This window comes from Saccharomonospora sp. CUA-673, from assembly GCF_001942305.1.
GTDB lineage: Bacteria > Actinomycetota > Actinomycetes > Mycobacteriales > Pseudonocardiaceae > Prauserella.
In genome coordinates this window covers 1-22,288 of record NZ_MKKE01000007.1, presented here as the reverse complement: position 1 = coordinate 22,288, position 22,288 = coordinate 1, and the positions used below count along the sequence as shown (strand labels likewise).

Genomic DNA, 22,288 nt, shown 5'->3' with positions numbered 1-22,288 from the left:
AGGGAGGTGGGGCCGTATGAAGCTGAAGCCGCGTGCGAGGGCGGCGGCGAATCGCCGGCACGCGTGGCAGATCCTCGAAGCGCCGTCCGAGGATCGCAAGAACGACACCAAGCAGGACGGCAAACGCAGTTCTCGCCAGCAACAGCAGCGCAGCAGCAACCTGCGCCAGCGGGCGTGGCAGATCCTCGAGGCCCCCACCGGTGAACACCCGGCCGTCGAGACCGACGCGGCGATGGGCCCCCAGCTTCCCGACGAGGCGACCGTCCACCTCGTCCTGGACCTCGTGGTGCGGATCGGCGAGGTCCAGATGGCCAGCGGAGCAGGCGCCCAGGACGTCACCGCGACGATCCTCGCGCTGACCCGCGCGCTCGGCCTTCCCCACTGTGAGGTCGACGTGATCTTCACGTCGATCACCGTGTCGTGTCACCGGGGCAGCGACCTGTCGCCGGTGACCGCGCTGCGCGTCGTGCGCTCCCGCAGCCTCGACTACACGCGGCTGTCGGCCACCGAACGGCTCGTGCAGAAGCTGCTCCGCAACAAGCTCAGTGCCGAGGAGGCGTACGCCGAACTGCACCGCGTCACCGACGCGGGCCACCCGTACCCGCGGTGGGTCTCGACCCTCGCGTGGGGCGGCATGGCCGGTTCGATCTCGTTGCTGCTCGGCGGTGACGGCTGGACGGCGTTGGTCGCGTTCGTGATCAGTGCGGCGATCGACCGGGTCGGCCGGATGCTCAACCGGGCGAACATGCCGTTCTTCTTCCAGCAGGTCGTCGGTGGCGTGCTTGCCTCGTCGGCGGCGATCGGCGTCGTGAACCTCGACATCCTGCCCCTGGAACGGCCGACGCTGGTCGTGGCTGCGGCGTTGACGGTGTTGCTGTCCGGACTGTCGACCGTGTCTGCGGTGCAGGACGCCATCACCGGGTACTACGTGACCGCGGCCGGACGAAGTCTCGAGGTCGCGCTGATGTCGGCGGGTCTGATCACCGGCGTGGCCGGCGGTATCCAACTGGCCGAGTACCTCGGTTCGGAGCGCACCCCGGTGCCCTCCGTACCCGCGTTGGACGTGCAGAACCTGCCGATGATCGTCCTCGCGGGCACCGGTGCGGCGGCCTGCTTCGCCCTGGCCTGCTACGCGAGCCTGCGGCCGCTGCTGGTCGCAGCGTGCGCGGGTGCCGTGGGCGCGGCGGCCTACGGCACGCTCATGGTGATCGACCTCGGCGCGATCACGTCGTCGGCGGTCGCGGCCACCGTGGTCGGGTTCGGCGGCGGGGTCATGGCGCGGAGGCTGAAGGTGACTCCGCTGGTCGTCGCCGTCTCGGGCATCACTCCCCTGCTGCCCGGTTTCGCGACGTACCGCGGCCTGTCGGAACTGGCGGACTTCGGCAACCTGACGCCGTTGATGGGTGCCGTGGCGACCGGTATCGCGCTCGCCGCGGGCGTGGTGTTCGGCGAGTTCCTCGCCCAACCGGTGCGCACCGGGCTCGGCAGGCTGGAACGCAAGCTCGCCGGGCCCCGCATGGCCGGACCGCTGAATCCCGGCGGGAGCCCGGAATAGCCGTAGCCGCGCTAATGTTTCGGCGGAGCCAGACGGTCGACGATGCCCGCAAGGGCGAAACACCCGCAGCGTCCCGGGAGGTCACTGAGTGTCCATGGAACCCACGAAGCCGGCGACATCACGCGGGGACGCCGAGTTCGTCGTCGTGGCCAACCGGCTCCCCGTCGACCTCGAGCGCGCGGAGGACGGCACCCAGCGCTGGACCCAGAGCCCCGGTGGCCTGGTGTCGGCGCTGGAGCCGTTCCTCCGCGCCCGCAACGGCGCGTGGGTCGGTTGGCCAGGCGTGCCCGACGTCGAGGTCGACGAGTTCAGCGACGACGGGATGGTCCTGCACCCGGTGGCGTTGACGTCGGCCGAGGTCCGCGACTACTACGAGGGCTTCTCCAACGCCACGTTGTGGCCGCTGTACCACGACGTCGTCGCGCGGCCGATCTTCGATCGCGGCTGGTGGGACGCCTACGTGCGGGTCAACAAGCGGTTCGCCGAGGCCAGCGCGGCCGTGGCCGCCGAGGGCGCCACGGTGTGGGTGCAGGACTACCAACTCCAGCTCGTGCCGACGATGCTCCGTGAGCTGCGGCCCGACCTGCGGATCGGGTTCTTCCTGCACATCCCGTTCCCCCCGGTCGAGCTGTTCATGCAGCTGCCGTGCGCGCGGAGATCGTGCGCGGGCTGATCGGCGCCGACCTCGTCGGCTTCCACCGACCGGGTGGCGCGCAGAACTTCCTGTGGCTGGCGCGGCAGCTGATCGGCCTCGAACCGAGCAGGGGTTCGGTGGGTGTGCGTTCGCGGCCCGGCATGGTGCAGGTCGGCGACCGCACCGTGCGCGTCGGCGCGTTCCCCATCTCGATCGACGCGACGAGCCTGGACAAGCTCGCCAGGACGAAGGCCGTCGGCGAGCGCGCCGCGCAGGTGCGCGAGGAGCTGGGCAGTCCGAAGAAGATCCTGCTCGGCATCGACCGGCTCGACTACACCAAGGGCATCGACCTGCGGCTGCAGGCCTTCCACGAGCTGCTGCAGGAGGGCCGGGTCGAACCGGGCGACGTCACGTTCATCCAGCTGGCCACCCCGAGCCGCGAGCGCGTCGAGCACTACCAGCAGATGCGCGTCGACATCGAGCAGATGGTCGGGCGCATCAACGGCGAGTTCGGGCGCGTGGGTCACACGGTGCTGCACTACCTGCACCAGTCGGTGGATCGCAAGGAGCTCGCGGCCCTGTTCGCGGCCGCCGACGTCATGGTCGTGACACCGCTGCGGGACGGCATGAACCTCGTCTGCAAGGAGTACGTCGCCGCCCGGCACGACCTCGGCGGTTCGCTCGTGCTGTCCGAGTTCGCGGGCGCCGCGGCCGAGTTGAGCAGCGCTTTCCTGGTGAACCCGCACGACCTGGACGGGGTGAAAAACGCCCTCGAACAGGCTATTAAGCTCGACCCCGCGGAAGGTCGCCGACGGATGCGCGCCTTGCGCCGTCAGGTTCTGACGCACGACGTCGACAGGTGGGCGCGCTCGTTCCTCGAGGCCCTCGGGGCCGGGCCGACTTCCTGAGTACTCTGCCGCGAGTGCGCACGACGCACTGGGGCCCTACGACAGCACTCACCCCAGCATTCGGGCACCGGCCAGCCGGGCTCGACACAAACGAGTAATGCCCGCCCCAGCGAGAATTCACCCGCGAAACTCCTGAAGGAGACAGTGTTGACGGCCGAGGCTTTGCCGGCTGAACTGCGGCGCGCGATCGTGCAGATCGCCAGGACGCCGCGGCTGCTGGTCGCTTGCGACTACGACGGCACACTGGCGCCCATCACCGAGAAGCCGGACGAGGCGCGTCCGCTCGCCGAGTCGGTCGGCGCGCTGCGCTCCCTCGCGGCGCTGCACGAGACGACCACGGCCGTGATCTCGGGTCGTGCGCTGCGCGATCTGGCGACCCTGTCGAGACTGCCGCCGAGGTGCACCTGGTGGGCAGCCACGGCTCGGAGTTCGACATCGGGTTCGTGCACGAGCTCGACGGCACGGCCCGCGAGCTGCACGGCCGCATCGAGGCCGAGCTCGAGCGGATCGTCGAGGGCACCGAGGGCGCGGCGCTCGAGGTCAAGCCGGCGAGCATCGCGGTGCACGTGCGCCGCGCCTCCCGCGCGGACGCCGCCCGCATCGTCGATGAGGTCCACAATGGACCGTGCACGTGGGACGGGGTGTCGACCACCGACGGCAAGGAGGTCGTCGAGCTGTCGGTCGTGCAGACCAACAAGGGCAGCGCCCTGGGCACCCTGCGCCACCAGGCCGGGTCGACGGCGGCGTTCTTCATCGGCGACGACGTCACCGACGAGAAGGCGTTCGAGCAGCTGACCGGTCCGGACCTGGGCATCAAGGTCGGCGAGGGCGACAGCCTCGCGCAGTACCGCGTCACCGACACCGAGCAGGTCGCCCGGGTGCTGGCGTTCCTGCTGGAGGAGCGGCGCAACTGGCTCTACGGCGAGCAGGCGCCGCCCATCGAGCGGCTGTCGATGCTGGCCTCGGCGCGTTCGGTCGCGCTCGTGACCCCGGACGCGAAGCTGACGTGGCTCTCGCACCCCGGGCCCGACGCGGCGGCCGTGTTCGCCGACCTGCTCGGCGGCGAGGGCGCGGGCCACTTCTCGATCCACCCGCACCGCAACGGACTCCCGCTGGGGCAGCGCTACCTGCCGAACACGATGACCGTGGAGACGCGCTGGTCGCGACTGCTGGTCACCGACTACATGGAGTCCGAGTCGCCCGCCCACTGCACCGACATCGTGCGCGTGATCTCGGGCGAGGCCGAGGCCGAGGTGGTCTTCGCACCGCGGCCCGAGTTCGGCGGCGTGCCCGTCCGGCTCGTGGCGCACGAGAACGGCCTGCAGGTGATCGGCACGTCCGAGCCGATCGCGCTGCGCGCCCCCGGGGTGACGTGGGAGATCACCAGCGACGGCCTGCACGACACGGCGACCGCCCACGTGCAGCCTGCCCCCGACAAGCCCGTCGTGCTGGAACTGCGCTGCGGCAGCAACGACCTCAACCCGCACGAGCTGCCCGAACTGGACCGCCGCGTGCACGCGGGCGAGTACTGGAGCGCATGGGCGAGCAGGCTCAAGCTGCCCGGCGTCGAACCGGAGATGGTCGCCCGCTCGGCGCTGACGCTGCGCGGCCTCATCGACGCCGAGACCGGCGCCGTGATGGCCGCCGCGACGACGTCGCTGCCGGAGGAGATCGGCGGCGTCCGCAACTGGGACTACCGCTACTGCTGGATCCGCGACGGCGCGATGACGATGCGGGAGCTCGTCACGCTCGGCTCGCTCGACGAGGCGGAGGCGTTCCTCGGCTGGCTGCACGGCGTGCTGTCGACGCTCGCGGGCCCGGAGCGGCTGCACCCGCTGTACACCCTCGCCGGCACGCAGCTCGGCGCCGAGGCCGTGATCGACTCGCTGCCCGGCTATCAGGGCTCGCGTCCGGTGCGGGTCGGCAACCTGGCCAACCACCAGGTCCAGCTCGACGTGTTCGGCCCGGTCGTCGAGCTCGTCATGACGCTCGCGGAGGCCCGCGGCGACCTGCGCGACGAGGACTGGCAGATGGTGCGCGCGATGGCCGAGGCCGTCAGCCGCCGCTGGGACGAGGCCGACCACGGCATCTGGGAGGAGCGGCACGTCCCGCGGCACCGCGTGTACTCGCGGGTCATGGGCTGGCAGACGCTGCACCTGGCCATCCGCCTCGGCGAGGTCTACGGCCGGGAGATCCCGGCGGGCTGGACCGAGCTGCGCGACACCATCGCGGCCGACGTACTCGAGCACGGCTGGAACTCCGAGGTGCAGGCGTTCACGACGGCCTACGACGGCACCGACCTGGACGCGGCGTCGCTGTTCGTCGGTCTCGCGGGCCTGCTCGACCCGCAGGACGAGCGGTTCCAGTCGACCGTCACGGCGATCGAGGCGGAGCTGCGCAGCGGTGCGACCGTGTACCGCTACCACCGCGACGACGGCCTGCCCGGCGGCGAGGGCGGTTTCCACCTGTGCGCCGCGTGGCTGATCGAGGCGTACCTGCTCACGGGCCGGCGCACCGAGGCCGAGGAGCTGTTCGACCAGCTCGTCGACGCCGCGGGGCCGACGGGTCTGCTGCCCGAGCAGTACGACCCGGTGGCGGAGCGTTCGCTCGGCAACCACCCGCAGGCCTACTCGCACATCGGCCTGATCCGCTGCGCGCGGCTGCTCGCCGCCAAGTGAGCACCCGGGTGAGGTTCGGCGCGTCCGAACCTCACCCATCGAAGTGATTCACGTCACAAATGCGCCGAATATGCACCAGCACGTCCCGGTCGGTACGTCCCGTCGATGTAGCCGGCCGGGACGCGCGTCGGGGGCGCCCCGGCCGGCTACCAGGAACCTCGCCCCTTTCGCCCGAGGCAGGTTCCGGGTAGCCCGTTCGCTGTTCAGCCGGGCACGTAGCCGACCGCGTGCACGGCGCTGGCCAGGTCCGCGACCTCGAGTGCCTTGATCCCGTCCGGCAACGGCCCGGGGTCGGGCGGCACCAGGGCGTGGGTGAAGCCCATGCGCACGGCCTCGCCGAGCCGCCGCCCGACGCCCGTCACGCGGCGCACCTCGCCGGCGAGGCCGACCTCGCCGATGGCCACGAGCTTCGGCGACAGCGCCTGGTCGGTGAACGCCGACGAGACGGCGAGTGCCGCGGCCAGGTCGACGGCCGGTTCGGTCACCTTCATCCCGCCGACGGTCGCGGCGTAGACGTCCTTGTCGCCCAGCTGTACGCCGCCGCGTTTCTCCAGCACGGCCAGCACCATGCTCAGCCGGGACGAGTCGAGTCCGCTGACCGCCCGGCGCGGCTGGTTGAGGTAGGACTTGCCGACGAGGGCCTGCACCTCGGCCAGCAGCGGCCGTTTGCCCTCGACGGTCACGGTCACGGCGGTGCCGGGCACCGCCTCGGCGTGCCGGTTGACGAACAGTCCGGACGGGTCGGGCACGCCCACGATGCCGTCGTCGCGCAGTTCGAAGCAGCCGATCTCGTCGGCCGGTCCGAACCTGTTCTTGACGCCGCGGACCATGCGCAGCGTGGAGTGGCGGTCGCCCTCGAAGTGCAGGACGACGTCGACGAGGTGCTCCAGCACGCGCGGGCCCGCGACCGAGCCCTCCTTGGTGACGTGCCCGACGAGCACCACCGGCAGTCCGCGTTCCTTGGCCAGCGCGACGAGCGCCGCGGTGACGGCGCGGACCTGCGTGACGCCGCCGGGGCTGCCGTCGACCTGCGGCGACGACATGGTCTGGACCGAGTCCACGATGACCAGTCCGGGTTTGACGTCGTCCACGTGACCGAGCAGGGCCGACAGGTCGCTCTCGGCGGCGAGGTACATCGCGTCGTCGACGTTGCCGGTGCGTTCGGCGCGCAGCCGCACCTGTCCGGCCGATTCCTCACCGGTGACGTACAGGGAGGGCGCGCCGCCGCGCGCGGCCCAGCGGTGGGCGACCTCGAGCAGCAGGGTCGACTTGCCGACCCCCGGCTCGCCGGCCAACAGCACGACGACCCCGGGCACCAGCCCGCCGCCGAGCACACGGTCGAGTTCGGACACCCCGGTGGCGTCGGCGCGGGCGGATTCGACGTCGACCTGCCCGATCGGACGGGCGGGCGCACTCGGCGCACCTGCGGCCACGCGTGCGACCTGCGGACGCGCGTCCCCGCGCTCCTCGATCGTGCCCCACGCCTGACATTCCGGGCAGCGACCGACCCACTTCGCGACCTCGTTGCCGCATTCGGCGCAGCGGTAGGTACTCGACGTCTTCTTGGCCACGCACGGACCGTATCGGCAGACCCCGACAGTTCCACGCAGGGTGAGGCGCCCCACGCGGACACCCAATTCGGTGGCCGCCCGTGGTCGCCGTCCGTATCGTGGCGGACATGAACTTCTACGCGAAGCCCTGGTTCCGCCGCTGACGGCGGCCGAACCCGACTGAATCTCCAGCCGCCGACCTGGCCCCGCGCCGGGCGGCCTCACGTGTGCTGCCCGGCTCTCGACGAGCTGAGAGAACGCACATGCTTCGCACAGATCCTTCTTCTGCACCGTCCATTTCTGCGCATTCTGCGCTTTCCTCGGAACTGCCCGCGGGCGCGGCCGCGCACGTCCGCGCGGACGGCGTCGCCGTCTCGCTGGGCGAACGCACCGTCCTGTCCGGTGTCGACGTCACCGTCGCCGCGGGCGCCCGCCTGGCGATCGTCGGCGAGAACGGACGCGGCAAGACGACGTTGCTGCACGTGCTGGCCGGACGCCTCGTCCCGGACACGGGCACGGTGTCGCGCACCGGCACGCTCGCCCTGGTCGAACAAACCCTCGCGGCCGACGACGACCGCACCGTGGGCGACCTGGTCACGGCCGCGGTCGGCGACAGCCTCACCGCGCTGGACCTGCTGGACGCGGCGACCGAGGCCCTCGCCGCGGGCGAACCCGGCGCCGAGGACGCCTATGCCCACGCGCTCGAGGCTGCGACCGTCCTCGACGCGTGGGACGCCGAGCGGCGGATCGACGTCGCCCTGGAAGGTCTCGGTGCCTGCACCGACCGCGACCGGCCGTTGTCGACCCTGTCGGTCGGGCAGCGCTACCGCGTCCGGCTGGCCGTCGTGCTGGGTTCGAACACCGACCTGCTCCTGCTGGACGAGCCCACCAACCACCTGGACGCGGACGCCCTGGACTTCCTGACCCGGCGCCTGCGGGAGCACCCGGGAGGTGTGGCGGTGGTCAGTCACGACCGAGCACTGCTGCGCGCGGTCGCCACGACGTTCCTCGACCTCGACCCCAGCCGGGACGGGCTGCCCCGCCGGTACGCGGGCGGCTACGACGGCTGGGTGGAGGGTCGCGGGCGCGAACGGCAGCGGTGGGAACAGGACTACACCACCCAGCAGGCCGAACACGCCCAGCTCACGCAGGCCGCCGAGGACGCCCGTGGCCGGTTGCACACCGGCTGGCGACCCGAGAAGGGCACCGGTAAACACCAGCGGGCGGCCCGTACGGCCGGGGTCGTGCAGGCCTTCAACCGGAGGGTCGAGGAACTCGAACGGCACCGCATCACCGTGCCGGAACCGCCACGGCACCTGACGTGGCCCGAGTTGCGGGTGCGTCCCGGACGTCCGGTACTGGACGGGCACGGGCTGACCGTGGACGGCCGGTTGCCCGAACCGGTCGACATCTCGATCGGGGGCGGCGACCGGCTGGTGCTCACCGGGCCGAACGGCGCAGGCAAGTCCACCCTGCTCGGCGTGCTCGCCGGACGGGTGGAGCCGACGACGGGAACGCTGCGGGTCCATCACGGCGCCCGAGTGTCACTGCTGTCCCAGGAGGTGCCGGTTCGGGCCGGTTCGCGCACGGCGCACCAGGTCTACCGGGAGCACGTCGACCGGCTCGAGGCTCAGGGCGCGATCGGCCGGGCGTTGTCGCTGTCCGGGATGGGGCTGCTGGACGCGGCGTCGATGCGCACCTCGGTGGAACGCCTGTCCCAGGGCCAGCGGCGCCGCTTGCATCTGGCCATGTGCCTGGCTTCGGAGCCCGACCTGCTCATGCTGGACGAGCCCACGAACCATCTGTCGATCGGCCTGGTCGACGAGATCACGGAGGCACTGCACGACACGTCGTGTGCGGTCGTGGTCGCGACGCACGATCGGCAACTGCTCGCCGATCTGGCCGCCTGGCCGCGACTCGAGCCGAGTCGCGGCCGGCGGACGTCGATCAGTGCGGGGTGAGGTGCTTCTCGGGCTCCGGGACGGGCTCGTTGTGGCGCGGCTCGTCGGGCGTCTTCACGGGCATGCGGACCTCGACGGTGCCGGCCTCGCGGAAGGTCAACGTCGCGGTGACGTCCTGGCCGGGGCGCACCTCGCGGTTCAGGCCGTTGAGCGTGATCTCGGCGTGCAGCTGGTGGCTGCCCTCCTGCGGCGCCTCGGGGCCCACGGCCACCGTGGTGTCGGCGGGCAGCGTCGTCCGGCCCGAGATGCTGGCGTCATCGGCGTCCGGCGAGGTGACCGAGACGAGCTCGTCGGGGTTCTGACCGGTGTTGATCATGCTGAGGACCACGTCGCGTCGTCGCCCTCGAGGTAGGCCGCCGGCTGCACGTGGTCGGGGTAGGCGATCTCGGCGTTGCGGATGAAGATGGTGTCGGCCTCGGCAGCAGCGCCGTCGACCATCCCCACCTGCTGGTCCGTCTGCGTGATCTGACCTGCGCCGCAGCCCGCGACGAGGAGCGCGATGCCCGCAATGCCCGCACCGATCATGCGACGTTTCACTGCTCGAGTCCTTCCTAGCGCCTACAACGCACAACCGGCCCGCATCGGCGAGTCCGGTCTGTCTGGAGACTATCCCGGCCGCCTCGCGAAGACATCACCTGGTGGCGAGTACGACACTCTGTAGAGGTCGGGACGCCCGAGGCGGACCCGGGACGTGGGCCGCGCCGACCCTCGCGCGGACGGCACGACCATCGAGGTCCACAGTGGAATTGGAAAGTGCGTCGAAACCGGCCCGGCCCACCTGCGTGAGTATGCGAATAGCGCTTTTGTCAAGCCCCTGAACCACCCAGATCAGGCCACTGACCTGCGAGGACGAACGCGACCGCCTGGTTGGAGACATGCATGCCGTGCTAAGCTGGATTCAGCGAAAGGGGCAGAGGACACATGGTTTTTAAGGTCGGAGAGACCGTCGTCTACCCGCACCACGGTGCCGCACTCATCGAAGCGATCGAGACCCGTGTGATCAAGGGCGAGGAGAAGCAGTACCTCGTGCTCAAGGTCGCACAGGGTGATCTCACCGTTCGCGTTCCCGCAGACAACGCCGAGATCGTCGGCGTGCGTGATGTCGTGGGCGAAGACGGACTCAATCACGTTTTCGACGTGCTGCGTGCTCCCCACACCGACGAGCCGACCAACTGGTCGCGTCGGTACAAGGCCAACCTCGAGAAGCTCGCCTCCGGCGATGTGAACAAGGTGGCCGAAGTGGTGCGCGACCTCTGGCGGCGGGAGAAGGACCGGGGCTTGTCCGCAGGCGAGAAGCGGATGCTGGCCAAGGCTCGACAGATCCTCGTGAGCGAACTGGCGCTGGCCGAGGGCACCGACGAGGGCAAGGCCGAGGTGCTCCTCGACGAGGTCCTCGAGACCGCCGTCGTCTAGTTCTCACCGCAACACAAAGCACGAGGCATAAGAACCTGAACGTCATCGCGCTGGTTCTCACGAACGATGACGCGTGTCATTCTGACGCGCCGTTGCTCGTCCGCGGGGAACCATTGTTGTCACATGCCGTGCACGGCCTGCTCGACTCCGGATGCGTGGACCGGATCGTCGTGGCAGGACCGGCACGGCATCGTGCTGTAGGGACCCCGAGTGCGGTAGAGACCCCGGCCGACCCCCGCGTGCACGTCGTCGACACCGCCGAGGACGACCCGCTGCGCGCCGGGCTCACCGCGACGGCCGCGGCAGCCGACGACGTCGTGCTCGTCCACGACCCCGCCCGGCCCTTCGTCCCCGCCGCCGTCCTGCGCAGCGCCATCGACACCGTCGACACCCACGTGGACGTGGCCGTACCCGTGCTGCCCGTCGCCGACACCGTCAAGGTCGTCGACGCCGACGGGGTCGTCCGCGGCACCCGCGACCGCACGCACCTGCGCCACGTCCAGAGTCCGCTCGCGTTCCGCGCCGCCGCGCTGGAACGCGCGCTCGCGCCCGGCGCACGTCCGACCCGGCCGAGCTGCTCGCCGACCCGGACCTGTTCGGCGGCGAGATCCGCACCGTCCCCGGCGACCCGCTCGGCATGCGCATCGCCACGCCGTTCGACGTCGCCGTCATCGAGGCCCTGCTGACCACGGAGACCCCCGCATGACCCGTATCGGCCAGGCGTCGACGTCCACCCGATCGAACCCGGCCGCGACTGCTGGATCGCCGGACTGCTCTGGCCCGACGACGACGGCTGCGCGGGCCACTCCGACGGCGACGTCGCCTCCCACGCGCTGTGCGACGCGCTCCTGTCGGCGGCCGGGCTCGGCGACCTCGGCGCCGTCTTCGGCACCGGCGACCCGCGGTGGACCGGCGCCCACGGCGTCGAACTGCTCGCCGAGGCCCGCAACCGTGTCGAGACCGCCGGTTTCGTCGTCGGTAACGCGGTCGTGCAGGTCATCGGCAACCGGCCGCGCATCGGCACCCGCCGCGAGGAGGCCCAGCGCGTGCTGTCCGAGGCGGCGGGCGGGCCGGTCAGCGTGTCCGGCACGACCAGCGACGGCCTGGGCCTCACCGGCCGCGGCGAGGGCATCGCCGCCGTCGCCACCGCCCTGCTGCTGCCCCGGTAACGTGATCGACATGGCGATCGACGCGGTGATGTTCGACTTCTCGGGCACGTTGTTCCGACTCGACGAGCACGAGTCGTGGTTCGCCGGCATGGTCGACGACGCCGGCACGCCGTTGGACGCCGCCGCGCAGGCCGAACTGCTGCGCCGGATGACCGCGCCCGTCACCCTCACGGTCGACCTCGACGACGAGCACCGGCACGCGTGGGAGAACCGCGACCTCGACCCGGCGCTGCACCACAAGGCGTACCTGGAGATCCTCCGGCAGAGCGGCGTGCCCGGCCGCGAGCAGGGCGAGGCGCTGTACCGCACGCTGATCAACCCCGCCGAGTGGACGCCCTACCCGGACACCGCCGACGTCATCACCGAACTCGCCGGCAAGGGCGTCAAGGTGGGCGTGCTCAGCAACATCGCGTTCGACATCCGGCCCGCGTTCACCGCGCTCGGACTCGACGCCCACATCGACGAGTTCGTGCTGTCCTACGAGGTCGGCGCCATCAAGCCCGACCCGGAGGTGTTCCGCATCCTCGTGGACCGCCTCGGCACCCCGGCCGAACGCACCCTCATGGTCGGCGACCACACCGACGCCGACGGCGGCGCACGCGACATCGGCTGTGCGTTCGCGCTGGTCGAGCCCCTGCCCACGGCTCAGCGACCGGACGGGCTGCGCACCGCCCTGCGCGAGCACGGCGTGTTGTAGCCCGTACCATTTCGGTGTGGCCCTCCATCTTTACGACACCGCGACCAGGGACGTACGGGAATTCCATCCCGCGCGCAGTGGAACGGCGTCCATGTACGTCTGTGGGGCCACCGTCCAGGGCGTTCCGCACATCGGGCACGTCCGCGGCGCGCTGAACTACGACGTCCTGCGCCGCTGGCTCCTCCACAGTGGACTCGATGTGCTGATGGTCCGCAACGTCACCGACATCGACGACAAGATCCTCACCAAGGCCGCCGACGCGGGCAGGCCGTGGTGGGAGTGGGCCGCGACGCACGAACGCGCCTTCGAGGACGCCTACACCGTGCTCGGCTGCGTGCCCGCGTCCATCTCGCCGCGCGCCACCGGCCACGTCACGCAGATGGTCGAGCTGATCGAGCGGCTGATCGAGCGCGGGCACGCCTACGCCTCCGGCGGCGACGTCTACTTCTCCGTGTCGTCGCAACCCGACTACGGCAGCCTGTCCGGCCAGCGCCTCGAGGAGATGCAGCAGGGCGAAACGGCCGCCGAGGGCAAGCGCGACCCGCGCGATTTCACGCTGTGGAAGGCGAGCAAGCCCGGTGAGCCGTCGTGGCCGACGCCGTGGGGCGACGGCCGTCCCGGCTGGCACCTCGAGTGCTCGGCCATGGCCACGGCCTACCTGGGTGCCGAGTTCGACATCCACGGCGGCGGCGTCGACCTGGTGTTCCCGCACCACGAGAACGAGCGCGCACAGTCGCACGCCGCGGGCGACGGCTTCGCCCGGTACTGGCTCCACAACGCGTGGGTGACGCTCTCGGGCGAGAAGATGTCGAAGTCGCTCGGCAACATCGTGGCCATCCCGGCGCTGCTGGAGAAGGCCCGGCCGGTGGAGCTGCGCTACTACCTCGTGCAGCCGCACTACCGGTCGACGATCGAGTACTCCGACGAGGCACTCGCCGAGGCCGCCCAGGGCTACCGGCGGATCGAGGGTTTCCTGCGCCGCGTGGCGTCGGCGCGCGACGTGCGCGTGGGCGAGGTGCCCGCCGAGTTCGCCGCCGCGCTCGACGACGACCTCGGCACCCCGCAGGCGTTCGCCGTGCTGCACAACACCGTGCGCGACGGCAACACCGCGCTCGACACCGGCGACGAGACCAAGGCGCTCGAGTTCGCCGAGGCCGTGCGCGGCATGGTGCACGTGCTCGGGCTCGACCCGTTGGGCGACCAGTGGCAGGACGCCTCCGCGGGCGGCGGCGAGACGAAGGCCCTCGGCACGCTCGTCGACGGGCTGCTGGCCGAGCGCACGCAGCTCGCGCCGACAAGGACTTCGCGCGCGCGGACGCCATCCGCGACCAGCTGACCTCCGCGGGCATCGCCGTGGAGGACACCCCCAATGGTCCGACGTGGACAGTGAGGGACTAGGACATGGCCGGCAACTCCCGTCGTCGCGGCGCGATCCGCAAAGAGGGCACCAAGAAGGGCCAGGTCGTCGGCTCCGGCGGCCAGCGCCGCAAGGGCCTCGAGGGCAAGGGCCCCACGCCCAAGGGCGAGAACCGTCCTGGCCACCCCAAGCAGAAGCAGGCGCACAAGCGGGCCGCCCAGGAGGAGCAGCGCAAGCGCAGCCAGAAGAAGGCCGCCGACACCCCCGAGATCATCGCGGGGCGTAACCCGGTGGTCGAGTCGCTGCGCACCGATGTGCCCGCCACCGCGCTGTACGTCGCGTTGAACATCGACGCCGACGACCGCGTCAAGGAGGCCGTGCAGCTGGCCGCCGACAAGGGCATCTCGATCCTCGAGGTGCCGCGCGACGAGCTCGACCGCAAGACCGGCGGCGCGGTGCACCAGGGCCTCGGCCTGCAGGTGCCGCCGTTCGAGTACGCCCACCCCGACGACCTGCTCGCGGCCGCCACCGACTCCGGACAGCCGCCGTTGATCATCGCGCTCGACGGGGTCACCGACCCGCGCAACCTCGGCGCCGTGATCCGGTCGGCCGCGGCGTTCGGCGCCCACGGCGTGCTGCTGCCGCAGCGGCGCAGCGCCGGCATGACCGCCGTCGCGTGGCGCACCAGCGCCGGCACCGCGGCGAAGCTGCCGGTGGCCGTCGCAACGAACCTGACCCGTCAGCTCCAGGCGTGGGCGTCCGAGGGCCTGATGATCGCCGGCCTCGACGCCGACGCCACGCTCGACATCGACGGCCTCGACGTGGCCACCGACCCGCTGGTGATCGTCGTCGGCTCCGAGGGCCGCGGCCTGTCCCGCCTCGTGCGCGAGAACTGCGACGTCACGGTGTCGATCCCCATGTCCCCCGAGGTCGAGTCGCTCAACGCGTCCGTGGCCGCGGCGGTGCTGATGTCGGAGGTCGCCCGACGGCGCCGGGCCGCCGGCCGCGTCTGACGACTGTTTCCTGCCCCCGGCGCTGTCGGTCCTGGCCGCCGTGGGTGACGGGGTGGCGAACGGCGCGGTACCGGCCATACGCGGCAGTCTCTTGAGCTAGGGTCAGCTCGGATCAGCCGAGGGGGCCCACCGGATGTCGTTCGTTTCGCCACTGTTCCTGTGGTACTTCATGCCCGCGGTGCTCATCGCGGTGCTTGTGGCACCGCGGGGCTGGCGCAACGGCGTCATCACGGTCGCGAGCCTGCTGTTCTACGCGACGGGCGCGGGCGCGTTCACGCTGCTGCTCATCGCGTGCATGGCGGTCAACTTCCTCGCCGGGCCCGCCCTGGAGCCGGACGAGTGGGACCGGATGTCGCCGAACGGGCGCCGACGTCGGCTGTTGATCGGCATCATCGTCTTCGACCTGTCGATCCTGTTCATCTGGAAGTACGCCGGGTTCGCGTCGGAGCAGATCGCGTGGTTCACGCAGCTGTTCGGCGGCGATTTCCCCATCGCCGAGGTGGCGCTGCCGATCGGCATCTCGTTCTTCACGTTCCACCACATCTCGTACGCGGTGGACATCTACCGCGGTGAGCGGCGCGCGCTGCGCAACCCGGTGTCGTTCGGCACCTACATCGCGATGTTCCCGCAGCTCGCGGCCGGCCCGATCGTCCGGTACCACGAGATCGCCGACCAGCTGCCGCAGCACCGCAGGCACCGGCTCGACGACATCGCGGCCGGGTTCCCGCGGTTCGCGCTGGGGCTGTGCAAGAAGGCGATCATCGCCGACTCGCTGGCGCCGTTCGTCGACGCGTGCTTCTCGACGCCCGACGACGAGATGACGTTCGCGATCGCCTGGCTGGGCGCCACCGCGTTCGCGCTGCAGCTGTACTTCGACTTCTCCGGCTACTCCGACATGGCGATCGGACTGGGCCGGATGCTGGGCTTCCGCCTGCCGGAGAACTTCGCGCGGCCGTACTCGTCGGTGACGATCACCGAGTTCTGGCGGCGTTGGCACATGTCGCTGTCGCGCTGGTTCCGCGACTACGTCTACATCCCGCTGGGCGGCAGCCGCGACGGGGCGCGCAAGACGTATCGAAACCTGTGGATCGTGTTCATCCTGACCGGGTTCTGGCACGGCGCGGCGTGGACGTACGTCGTGTGGGGCCTGTACCACGGTGCGCTGCTGGTGATCGAGCGCGCGACGGGCGGTTCGGAGGCACCGCGTTCCACCGCCGCGCGGGCCGGCCGGCGGGCGTTGACGTTGCTGCTCGTGATCGTCGGCTGGGTGTTCTTCAACGCCTCCGACCTGAGCCAGGCGTTCACGATGATCGGGCACATGTTCACGCCCGACCTCGGCGGACTGAACGACGTGGTCGACTCGGCGCTGACCAACCAACGCCTCGTGCTGCTGCTCTTCGCGATGGGCGTGTTCTTCCTGCCCGGCACGTCGGTGACCGGTCCGCTGCTCGAGACCGCGCGGTCGAAGCAGGCCACCGTCGTCCGCACCGCCCTGATGACCGTCGGCACCGTCTACGCCGCCATCCTCGTAGCCACAGGAACCTTCAGCCCCTTCCTGTACTACCAGTTCTGAGGGCCGTGTCAGCACCCCACGTCGCCGTGTCAGCATCCTGCGTCGCCGTGTCAGCATTCCACGTCGCCGTGCCTGCACTCTGCGACGCAGATCTGCATGCAGCACCGCGGGATCTGCGTTCGGACCCGCGAGACTGCGTTGGGCGCGGACCTCGCGGAACCGTGTTGCCGCGTCTCGAGTGGTCGTGGACGATGCGGCCATGGGTATCACCTGGGAAGCGTTGACGATCGACGCCCGCGACCCCCGGTCGCTCGCGCAGTGGTGGGCGACAACGCTCGGTTGGCGGTTGATGGATCCGGTTCCGGGTGGTGTCGAGGTTCAGGATCCCACCCAGGCGGCGCCGTCGCTGTTCTTCGTCCACGTCGGTGACGACAAGACGACGAAGAACAGGCTGCACCTCGACCTGTCCGCCGGCGATCAACCGTCGGTCATCGAGGATCTGCTGGCACGCGGAGCATCCCGCGCGTCCGTGGGCCAACCCGACGACGCCGAGCACGTCGTACTCCGCGACCCCGAGGGCAACGAGTTCTGTCTCCTCGATCCGGAGTGACGATGTTCAGTTCGGGAAGCGGGCGAGGATCCGGGTGACCGTCAACCAGGTTCGCGTGGTGATGTCCTTGCCGAAGCGGCGTTCCAGCGTGGTCATGAACTCCGGACCGGACGACGTGGTGTGGTCGGACACCGCCAGCACCGCCCGTGCGGCACGGTCGTAGCCGACGAGGCTGACGCTCGCACCGTCCAATTCGGCCAGTGACTCCGCGAGTTCCGATGGATATTTCAGGAAAGTTGCCGTCAGGTACGACTCGCGGCCGTGCTCCCTGCCGGCGAACGGGTCGGTGTCGACCAACGCCTGGAGCTCGTCCCGACTGCGGATGATCGTGCCGCCGCCGATCCCGAGCTCGTCCTGCAGGGCACGTTGGATCCGGTCCTCCAGCGTCGACGCGTCGTCGTCGGTCGCGAACACGAGGTTCCCGCTCGAGAGCACCGACACGACGCCGTCGAACCCCAGGCCGGCGAACACCGCCCGCAGCTTGTCGTTGCGCATGTTCGGATTCCCGGGGCCGATTCCCCGAAGCAGTGCGCAGTACCAATTCGTGGCCACAGCCCTACCGTAGACCTGCGAACCCGGAATGGCACCCGCGTCAGGGCGCCAGCGTCGCTTCCACGATGCCGTACGGGCTGGTCGGCGGCGTCGGCACGAGCCGATCGACCACGAAACCCGCCGCCGCGAGCACATCCGTGAACTCGGCGAGTGTCCGTTCCCTCCCGCGCACCATGCCCAGCATCGTGAGATCGGACTGCTTGCTGAAATGCGGTTCGTTCGTGACCGGCATGATCGTCTCGACCAGCACCAGACGCGCGCCGGGACGCGCCGCGGCGACGATCCGGCCCAGCAACACACCGCAGGACGCGTCGTCCCAGTCGTGCAGCACCGTGGACAACACGTAGACGTCGGCGGCCGGTACGCCGTCGAAGAAGTCGCCGCCCACCAAGGAAATACGGCCGACCACAGCCGCCTCGGACACGCGCGTCGCCGCGGCGGACACCACCTCCGGAAGATCGAACACGATGCCGCGACGGGCCGGTTCGTCGCGAATCAACCGTGTCAGTACCGAGCCGTCCGCACCCCCGATGTCGGCGACGAGGTCGCCGTCCGGAAGTCGATAGCCCGCGAAGACGTCACCCTGCACGCTGTCGGTCATCGATGCCATGCCCGCGCTCACCAGTTCGGCGCGCTCGGGTTCGGCGGTGACCCACTCGAAAAAGGACTGTCCATAGTGGATGTCGAAGGCGGGTTCGCCGGTGCGGACCGTGTCGACGAACCGCTCGAAGGGCCGATAATGCGTCTCCATCAGCATGAGCGCCATATCCCGCAACGACCCCTCGGTGCCGTCGGCGAGCGTCGCGCCGAAATCGGTGATGGCGAACTCGATCTCACCGCGTTGCTCCACGACGCCGACGCCGGTGAGCGTGCGTAACAACCGCTTCAGCGCCGTCTCGTCCACCTCGACGCGGCGCGCGATCTCGTCGACAGCCCGCACGCCGCCGTGCATCACGGTCGCGATGTCGAGTTTCGTGAAGGCGTACAACGCTTGCGAGACCTCGAACCCCGCGAGCAGACGCACCATCTGCTCCGGCGTGCGATCCGCCCCTGAGCTCGACATCGGCAGCCCCTCGTCACTGAGGACCAATCGTGCATACCCGGCGATTTCATCGTATCCGGGCATGTCAACAGGATGCCCTCAAGGACTGCGACCGGGCGCGGTGAGCTCGCCTACTCGTACACGAAACGTCAACACGGCGACGCCGGATGCTGACACGCCCGCGCCGGGTGCTGACACGGCGACGTGGGGTGCTGACACGGCGCAAGGGCCGGCGGGGTTATTCCTCGGGGGTTTCGTCGAGGAAGGCCAGTTGCTCGGGTTGGAAGGCGTCGCGGCGGGGTGGGGGCAGCCACGCCTCGGGGCGCATCGCGCGGTGTCTGCCCAGGTCGGAGATGCTGATCGGCTGCGAGAAGTCGACGCCGTAGGCCGCTGGACGGTCGACCCGCGCTAGGCTCAGCCCCTCCGGCGAGACGCCGATGCCGATCACGGACACGTAGCTGTCGTCGAGGTCGCCGGTGAACCCGGTCCAGCCGCCCGCGAACTCCCAGACGCGCGCGCGGACCGACATGCCGTCGACGCGCCACGTCGCGCGTCGCCACGTCTCGTACCGCCGCGCGTTCTGCTCGGCGTGGGCCAGCAGTGTCTCGATGAGACCGTCCGGGCGCACGACGTCCCGGTCCGGCAGGGTCAGGTTGACGAGTCCGAACGCGCCGCCGAAGGCGACCTCCGCCAACGGATCGCCGCCGCCGGGGCACATCGACTGTTCGTACCGGTGTCTCGGCATGCTGCCGATCCGCAGGCCCCGTTCGCTGTCGGCGATCCGCTGGCCGAGCCAGAGCGCCCACGGCTCGCCGCCGGAGTACTCGCCGCCTCCCTCGAAGAAGTCGACCCAACGGGGCCCGGGGATGTCGCGATGCAACCCGTACACGGGGAAGTCGACGGAGACCGCGTCCGCCCCCGGCAGGTCCGGTGTGGACGCGGTCTCGGCCGCGCCGCCTGCCGATGCGTCCGGATCGGATCCGGACGCATCGGCAGGCGGCAACGTGTCAGGCGGTTTGGTACTCACGGCGAGGATCTTGCACCCGTTAGGTCCTTTTCTGCAGCCCCGGTGTGACGTTTACGTCGACGCGGGACCGCCGGCAACGCCGTTACCAGCGGTTTCGGCCTTTCCGGGCGACGGTTTCTCGTTGGACGCGGGCGTGTCGGCGGGCGTGTCGCCGGGTTTCGCCGTGCCCGCAGCGGGCGCCGGGGTCGCGGCGGAGGCCCCGGAAGCCGGCTTCGCAGCGGCGCCAGCCTTCGCGACAGCACCGTCCTTCGGAGCAGCGGCGCCACCCTTCGCAGCGGTGGAACCGTCCGAACCGGACGCCGCGAACTGCACCGGCTCCGGTGCGGTACCGAGCTTGTCGAGCGCCTCGGACAGCGCGGTGTTGCTGGCGGCGAGCTTCTGCGCGACGTTCTCGCGCAGTTCGAGCGCCTGCGACTGCTTGGTCCTGGCGTCGGCGAGCTTGGTCTCGGCCTCGCCGAGCATCGCGTCGGCGCGGGTCTTGGCGTCCGAGGTCAGCTTCTCGGCGGCCTTCTCGGCATCGGCCTTGGCCTTCGCGATCTCCTCGGACGACTTCTTCTCGTCCGCGGCGATCTTGTCCTGCGACGCCTTCTCCGCGTCGGCGCGCACCTTCGCGGCCTCCTCGTCGAGCGCGTGCGCTCGGCCTTCGCCTCGTCGGCGAGGCGGGCGGCCTCGGTGCGCGCGTCCTCGCGGGTCTTCTCCGAGTACGCGTCGGCGGCCGACCGGGTCGCCGCCGCCTCCTCCTCGGCCTTCTTGCGCAGCTCGTCGATCTCCTCCTCGGCGAGCTTCATCATCGTCTTGACGCGCTCACTCATCGCAGCCGGACCCGTCGGCTCCTCGGCCATCCGGGTGAGGGCGGCCTTGGTCTCGACGAGTTCCTGCTGCGCGTGCCCGAGCGCCTTCGTCAGATCGGCGACCGACGCCGTGGCGTCGTCGCGGCTGCGCGCGGTCCGATCGAGCCGGTCGCTCAACTTCTTCAGATGTTCATCGACTTGCACCTGGTCGTAACCGCGAAAAACGGTGGTGAAGGTGCCTGACTTGGTGGGATTCGGGGATGCCTCGGCTTCAGCCATTCGGCAACTTTAATGAGTTCGCAGCGAGAAGCCCATACTCGGCTTCACAACCGGTCGCGATACTGTTCTCCCGCGTGACGAGGAGGGGAAGGAGGAGTCTGCGACGTGGACGCGATCATTGTCGACATCGCCGAGCATTGGATGCTGTACTCGGCCATCCCCTTCATCGCGGCGTTCATCGGCTACGTCACCAAGCGCGTGGCGATCGAGATGATGTTCCGTCCGCTCGAGTTCCGCGGCATCAAGGGCACCTTCCTCGGCTGGCAGGGTGTCGTCCCGCAGCACGGCGGCCGGATGGCGGCCATCGCGACCGATCTGCTGACGAAGAACCTGCTGGACATCAAGGACGTCTTCGCGCGGATCGACCCGGACCGCATCACCAAGGAGATCGAGCAGCCGCTGCTGCGGGCCGTCGACGACGTCGCGCGTGAGGTGCTCGAGCAGACGCACCCGCGCATGTGGGAACGCCTGCCCGCCGTCGCGCAGGACCTCGTGATCAAGCAGATCCAGGCGCAGACGCCGCAGATCGTGCGGCAAGTGACGCTGGAGATGCGCGAGAACGTCCACGAATTCCTGGACGTCAAGGAAATGACGGTTCGGCGACTCACGAGTGACAAGAAGTTGCTCGTGCGGTTGATCCGCGAGACGTCGCGACCCGAGATGGCGTTCATCGCGCGTTCCGGGATCTACTTCGGATTCGCGCTGGGCATCGTGCAGGCCTTCGTGTGGGCGGTGACGAAGCAACCGATCGTGATGCCGATCTTCGGCGCCGCGGTCGGCCTGTTCACCGACTGGGCCGCGATCAAACTGATCTTCTGGCCGCGCGAACCCGTCTACATCACGCGCAAGTTCTACTTCCAGGGCAAGTTCCAGCAACGCAGGGACGAGGTCGCCGAGCAGTACGGCGAGATCATCGCGCGCGACGTGCTGACCGTCCAGAACCTGATGGAGTCGATCCTCAGCGGGCCGCGGTCGGACCGGCTGATGGCGATGATCTCGCGGACCGTCGCCGACGCGATCGACCAGCAGACCAACACGGCGCGGCCACTCGTCAACGCGACGATCGGGCCGAAGCGGCTCGCGGAGATGAAGCGCGCGGCGGCCGACAAGTCGATCGAGCGCCTCCCCCAGACCGTCCGGCACGCCGAGGGTTATCTGACCGAGGCGATGGACGTCGCGCGACTCGTGCAGGAACGGATGGCGAAGCTGACGCCGCAACAGTTCGAGGGCCTCCTGCGGCCGGCGTTCCGCCAGGACGAGTGGAAGTTGATCGTCGTCGGCGGCATCATCGGCGGCTTCGTCGGCGAGATGCAGGTCATCCTGATGCTCCACTGAGCCCAAAGTGCTCCCAAGGGCCCGATGGTCGCATTCAACGCGACGGTGGTTTCTAGGGGTCGTCGCAACACCTGGTGGTTTATGTGGCCGTCAGTAGAGCACGCAGCGCTCGGCTGGGGTGTCCCAGTCGAGCGTTTTGCGTGGTCGGCCGTTGAGTTCCTGGGCGACGTGCTCGAGGTCTTCGGGGCCGTGGACGTTGAGATT

General features: G+C 70.1%; 17 protein-coding genes and 5 pseudogenes. 13 read left to right on the top strand and 9 right to left on the bottom strand.

Annotated features, from left to right (window positions below; genetic code table 11):
* The first annotated feature begins 16 nt into the window (after positions 1-16).
* The 3 genes and pseudogenes from BJF85_RS04180 (at position 17) to otsB (ending at position 5,775) form a co-directional block, all read left to right on the top strand.
* Positions 17-1,555 (top strand): threonine/serine exporter ThrE family protein, encoded by a 1,539-nt coding sequence (locus BJF85_RS04180; protein ID WP_075845847.1) that lies wholly within the window; start codon positions 17-19, stop codon positions 1,553-1,555.
* 94 nt (positions 1,556-1,649) lie between these two features.
* Positions 1,650-3,097 (top strand): annotated as a pseudogene (locus BJF85_RS04175) (trehalose-6-phosphate synthase).
* A gap of 147 nt (positions 3,098-3,244) precedes the next feature.
* Positions 3,245-5,775 (top strand): annotated as a pseudogene (otsB, locus tag BJF85_RS04170) (trehalose-phosphatase).
* A gap of 203 nt (positions 5,776-5,978) precedes the next feature.
* On the opposite strand, the gene radA reads toward otsB, so the two are convergent.
* Positions 5,979-7,346, bottom strand: a complete 1,368-nt coding sequence (radA, locus tag BJF85_RS04165) for a DNA repair protein RadA (protein WP_075845846.1) — start codon at positions 7,344-7,346, stop codon at positions 5,979-5,981.
* Positions 7,347-7,588: 242 nt separating this feature from the next.
* Between radA and BJF85_RS04160 the strand changes: the two genes are divergently transcribed.
* Positions 7,589-9,286: an ABC-F family ATP-binding cassette domain-containing protein gene (locus BJF85_RS04160; protein ID WP_075845845.1), complete on the top strand. Its 1,698-nt coding sequence runs from the start codon at positions 7,589-7,591 to the stop codon at positions 9,284-9,286.
* Here BJF85_RS04160 and BJF85_RS26375 read toward each other — a convergent pair.
* Complete coding sequence (locus BJF85_RS26375; protein WP_139320453.1) at positions 9,273-9,602, bottom strand: copper chaperone PCu(A)C; 330 nt, start codon at positions 9,600-9,602, stop codon at positions 9,273-9,275. The genes BJF85_RS04160 and BJF85_RS26375 overlap by 14 nt on opposite strands.
* Positions 9,599-9,823, bottom strand: a complete 225-nt coding sequence (locus BJF85_RS26370; RefSeq protein ID WP_139320452.1) for a hypothetical protein — start codon at positions 9,821-9,823, stop codon at positions 9,599-9,601. The genes BJF85_RS26375 and BJF85_RS26370 overlap by 4 nt, the downstream gene beginning before the upstream one ends.
* A 384-nt stretch (positions 9,824-10,207) precedes the next feature.
* Here BJF85_RS26370 and BJF85_RS04150 point away from each other — a divergent pair, with 384 nt between their 5' ends.
* The 8 genes and pseudogenes from BJF85_RS04150 to BJF85_RS04115 all read left to right on the top strand — a co-directional run bounded on the left by BJF85_RS04150 (position 10,208) and on the right by BJF85_RS04115 (position 17,058).
* A complete protein-coding gene (locus tag BJF85_RS04150; protein ID WP_030532268.1) occupies positions 10,208-10,699 on the top strand; it encodes a CarD family transcriptional regulator in 492 nt (163 codons plus the stop codon).
* Between the two features lie 92 nt (positions 10,700-10,791).
* Positions 10,792-11,385, top strand: a complete 594-nt coding sequence (locus tag BJF85_RS04145) for a 2-C-methyl-D-erythritol 4-phosphate cytidylyltransferase (protein WP_255375374.1) — start codon at positions 10,792-10,794, stop codon at positions 11,383-11,385.
* A gap of 33 nt (positions 11,386-11,418) precedes the next feature.
* Positions 11,419-11,868, top strand: a pseudogene (gene ispF / locus BJF85_RS04140) (2-C-methyl-D-erythritol 2,4-cyclodiphosphate synthase); the annotation flags it as partial.
* A 10-nt stretch (positions 11,869-11,878) separates the two neighbouring features.
* A complete protein-coding gene (locus tag BJF85_RS04135; protein ID WP_075845908.1) occupies positions 11,879-12,565 on the top strand; it encodes an HAD family hydrolase in 687 nt (228 codons plus the stop codon).
* A 16-nt stretch (positions 12,566-12,581) separates the two neighbouring features.
* Positions 12,582-13,963: pseudogene (gene cysS / locus BJF85_RS04130) on the top strand (cysteine--tRNA ligase).
* 3 nt (positions 13,964-13,966) lie between these two features.
* Positions 13,967-14,935 (top strand): 23S rRNA (guanosine(2251)-2'-O)-methyltransferase RlmB, encoded by a 969-nt coding sequence (rlmB, locus tag BJF85_RS04125; RefSeq protein ID WP_075845843.1) that lies wholly within the window; start codon positions 13,967-13,969, stop codon positions 14,933-14,935.
* Positions 14,936-15,068: 133 nt separating this feature from the next.
* The gene (locus BJF85_RS04120) at positions 15,069-16,508 is read left to right on the top strand and encodes an MBOAT family protein (RefSeq protein ID WP_075845842.1); all 1,440 of its coding nucleotides are present in this window, start codon (positions 15,069-15,071) and stop codon (positions 16,506-16,508) included.
* A 199-nt stretch (positions 16,509-16,707) separates the two neighbouring features.
* Positions 16,708-17,058 (top strand): VOC family protein, encoded by a 351-nt coding sequence (locus BJF85_RS04115; protein WP_075845841.1) that lies wholly within the window; start codon positions 16,708-16,710, stop codon positions 17,056-17,058.
* Positions 17,059-17,064: 6 nt separating this feature from the next.
* On the opposite strand, the gene BJF85_RS04110 is transcribed toward BJF85_RS04115, so the two are convergent.
* From BJF85_RS04110 to BJF85_RS29570, 5 genes are all read right to left on the bottom strand, one after another.
* A complete protein-coding gene (locus BJF85_RS04110; protein ID WP_083665905.1) occupies positions 17,065-17,745 on the bottom strand; it encodes a DUF1697 domain-containing protein in 681 nt (226 codons plus the stop codon).
* Positions 17,651-18,673, bottom strand: a complete 1,023-nt coding sequence (locus tag BJF85_RS04105) for a methyltransferase (RefSeq protein WP_158056757.1) — start codon at positions 18,671-18,673, stop codon at positions 17,651-17,653. Before BJF85_RS04105 ends, BJF85_RS04110 begins: the two co-directional genes overlap by 95 nt.
* A gap of 217 nt (positions 18,674-18,890) precedes the next feature.
* On the bottom strand, positions 18,891-19,679 hold the full coding sequence (locus BJF85_RS04100; RefSeq protein WP_255375373.1) for a hypothetical protein: 789 nt from the start codon (positions 19,677-19,679) through the stop codon (positions 18,891-18,893).
* A 51-nt stretch (positions 19,680-19,730) separates the two neighbouring features.
* Positions 19,731-20,285, bottom strand: coding sequence for a hypothetical protein (locus BJF85_RS29575; protein ID WP_255375372.1), 555 nt, complete (start codon positions 20,283-20,285; stop codon positions 19,731-19,733).
* Positions 20,171-20,749 carry a DivIVA domain-containing protein gene (locus tag BJF85_RS29570; protein ID WP_075845838.1) on the bottom strand — a complete coding sequence of 193 codons (579 nt, stop codon included), beginning with the start codon at positions 20,747-20,749 and terminating at the stop codon, positions 20,171-20,173. The genes BJF85_RS29575 and BJF85_RS29570 overlap by 115 nt, the downstream gene beginning before the upstream one ends.
* Before the next feature lie 105 nt (positions 20,750-20,854).
* Here BJF85_RS29570 and BJF85_RS04090 point away from each other — a divergent pair, with 105 nt between their 5' ends.
* Positions 20,855-22,084 carry a hypothetical protein gene (locus tag BJF85_RS04090; protein WP_075845837.1) on the top strand — a complete coding sequence of 410 codons (1,230 nt, stop codon included), beginning with the start codon at positions 20,855-20,857 and terminating at the stop codon, positions 22,082-22,084.
* A 79-nt stretch (positions 22,085-22,163) separates the two neighbouring features.
* On the opposite strand, the pseudogene BJF85_RS29565 reads toward BJF85_RS04090, so the two are convergent.
* Positions 22,164-22,288 (bottom strand): annotated as a pseudogene (locus BJF85_RS29565) (IS30 family transposase); the annotation flags it as partial.

What these genes read in the sequence shown, in the direction of transcription:
- BJF85_RS04180 (WP_075845847.1), top strand. Translation starts at nt 17, where the DNA reads ATGAAGCTGAAGCCGCGTGCGAGGGCGGCGGCGAATCGCCGGCACGCG.
- BJF85_RS04160 (WP_075845845.1), top strand. Translation starts at nt 7,589, where the DNA reads ATGCTTCGCACAGATCCTTCTTCTGCACCGTCCATTTCTGCGCATTCT.
- BJF85_RS26375 (WP_139320453.1), bottom strand. Translation starts at nt 9,602, where the DNA reads ATGATCAACACCGGTCAGAACCCCGACGAGCTCGTCTCGGTCACCTCG.
- BJF85_RS04150 (WP_030532268.1), top strand. Translation starts at nt 10,208, where the DNA reads ATGGTTTTTAAGGTCGGAGAGACCGTCGTCTACCCGCACCACGGTGCC.
- BJF85_RS04135 (WP_075845908.1), top strand. Translation starts at nt 11,879, where the DNA reads ATGGCGATCGACGCGGTGATGTTCGACTTCTCGGGCACGTTGTTCCGA.
- rlmB (WP_075845843.1), top strand. Translation starts at nt 13,967, where the DNA reads ATGGCCGGCAACTCCCGTCGTCGCGGCGCGATCCGCAAAGAGGGCACC.
- BJF85_RS04120 (WP_075845842.1), top strand. Translation starts at nt 15,069, where the DNA reads ATGTCGTTCGTTTCGCCACTGTTCCTGTGGTACTTCATGCCCGCGGTG.
- BJF85_RS04115 (WP_075845841.1), top strand. Translation starts at nt 16,708, where the DNA reads ATGGGTATCACCTGGGAAGCGTTGACGATCGACGCCCGCGACCCCCGG.
- BJF85_RS04110 (WP_083665905.1), bottom strand. Translation starts at nt 17,745, where the DNA reads ATGTGCTCGCGGCGGCGGGTTTCGTGGTCGATCGGCTCGTGCCGACGC.
- BJF85_RS04105 (WP_158056757.1), bottom strand. Translation starts at nt 18,673, where the DNA reads ATGTCGAGCTCAGGGGCGGATCGCACGCCGGAGCAGATGGTGCGTCTG.
- BJF85_RS29570 (WP_075845838.1), bottom strand. Translation starts at nt 20,749, where the DNA reads ATGGCTGAAGCCGAGGCATCCCCGAATCCCACCAAGTCAGGCACCTTC.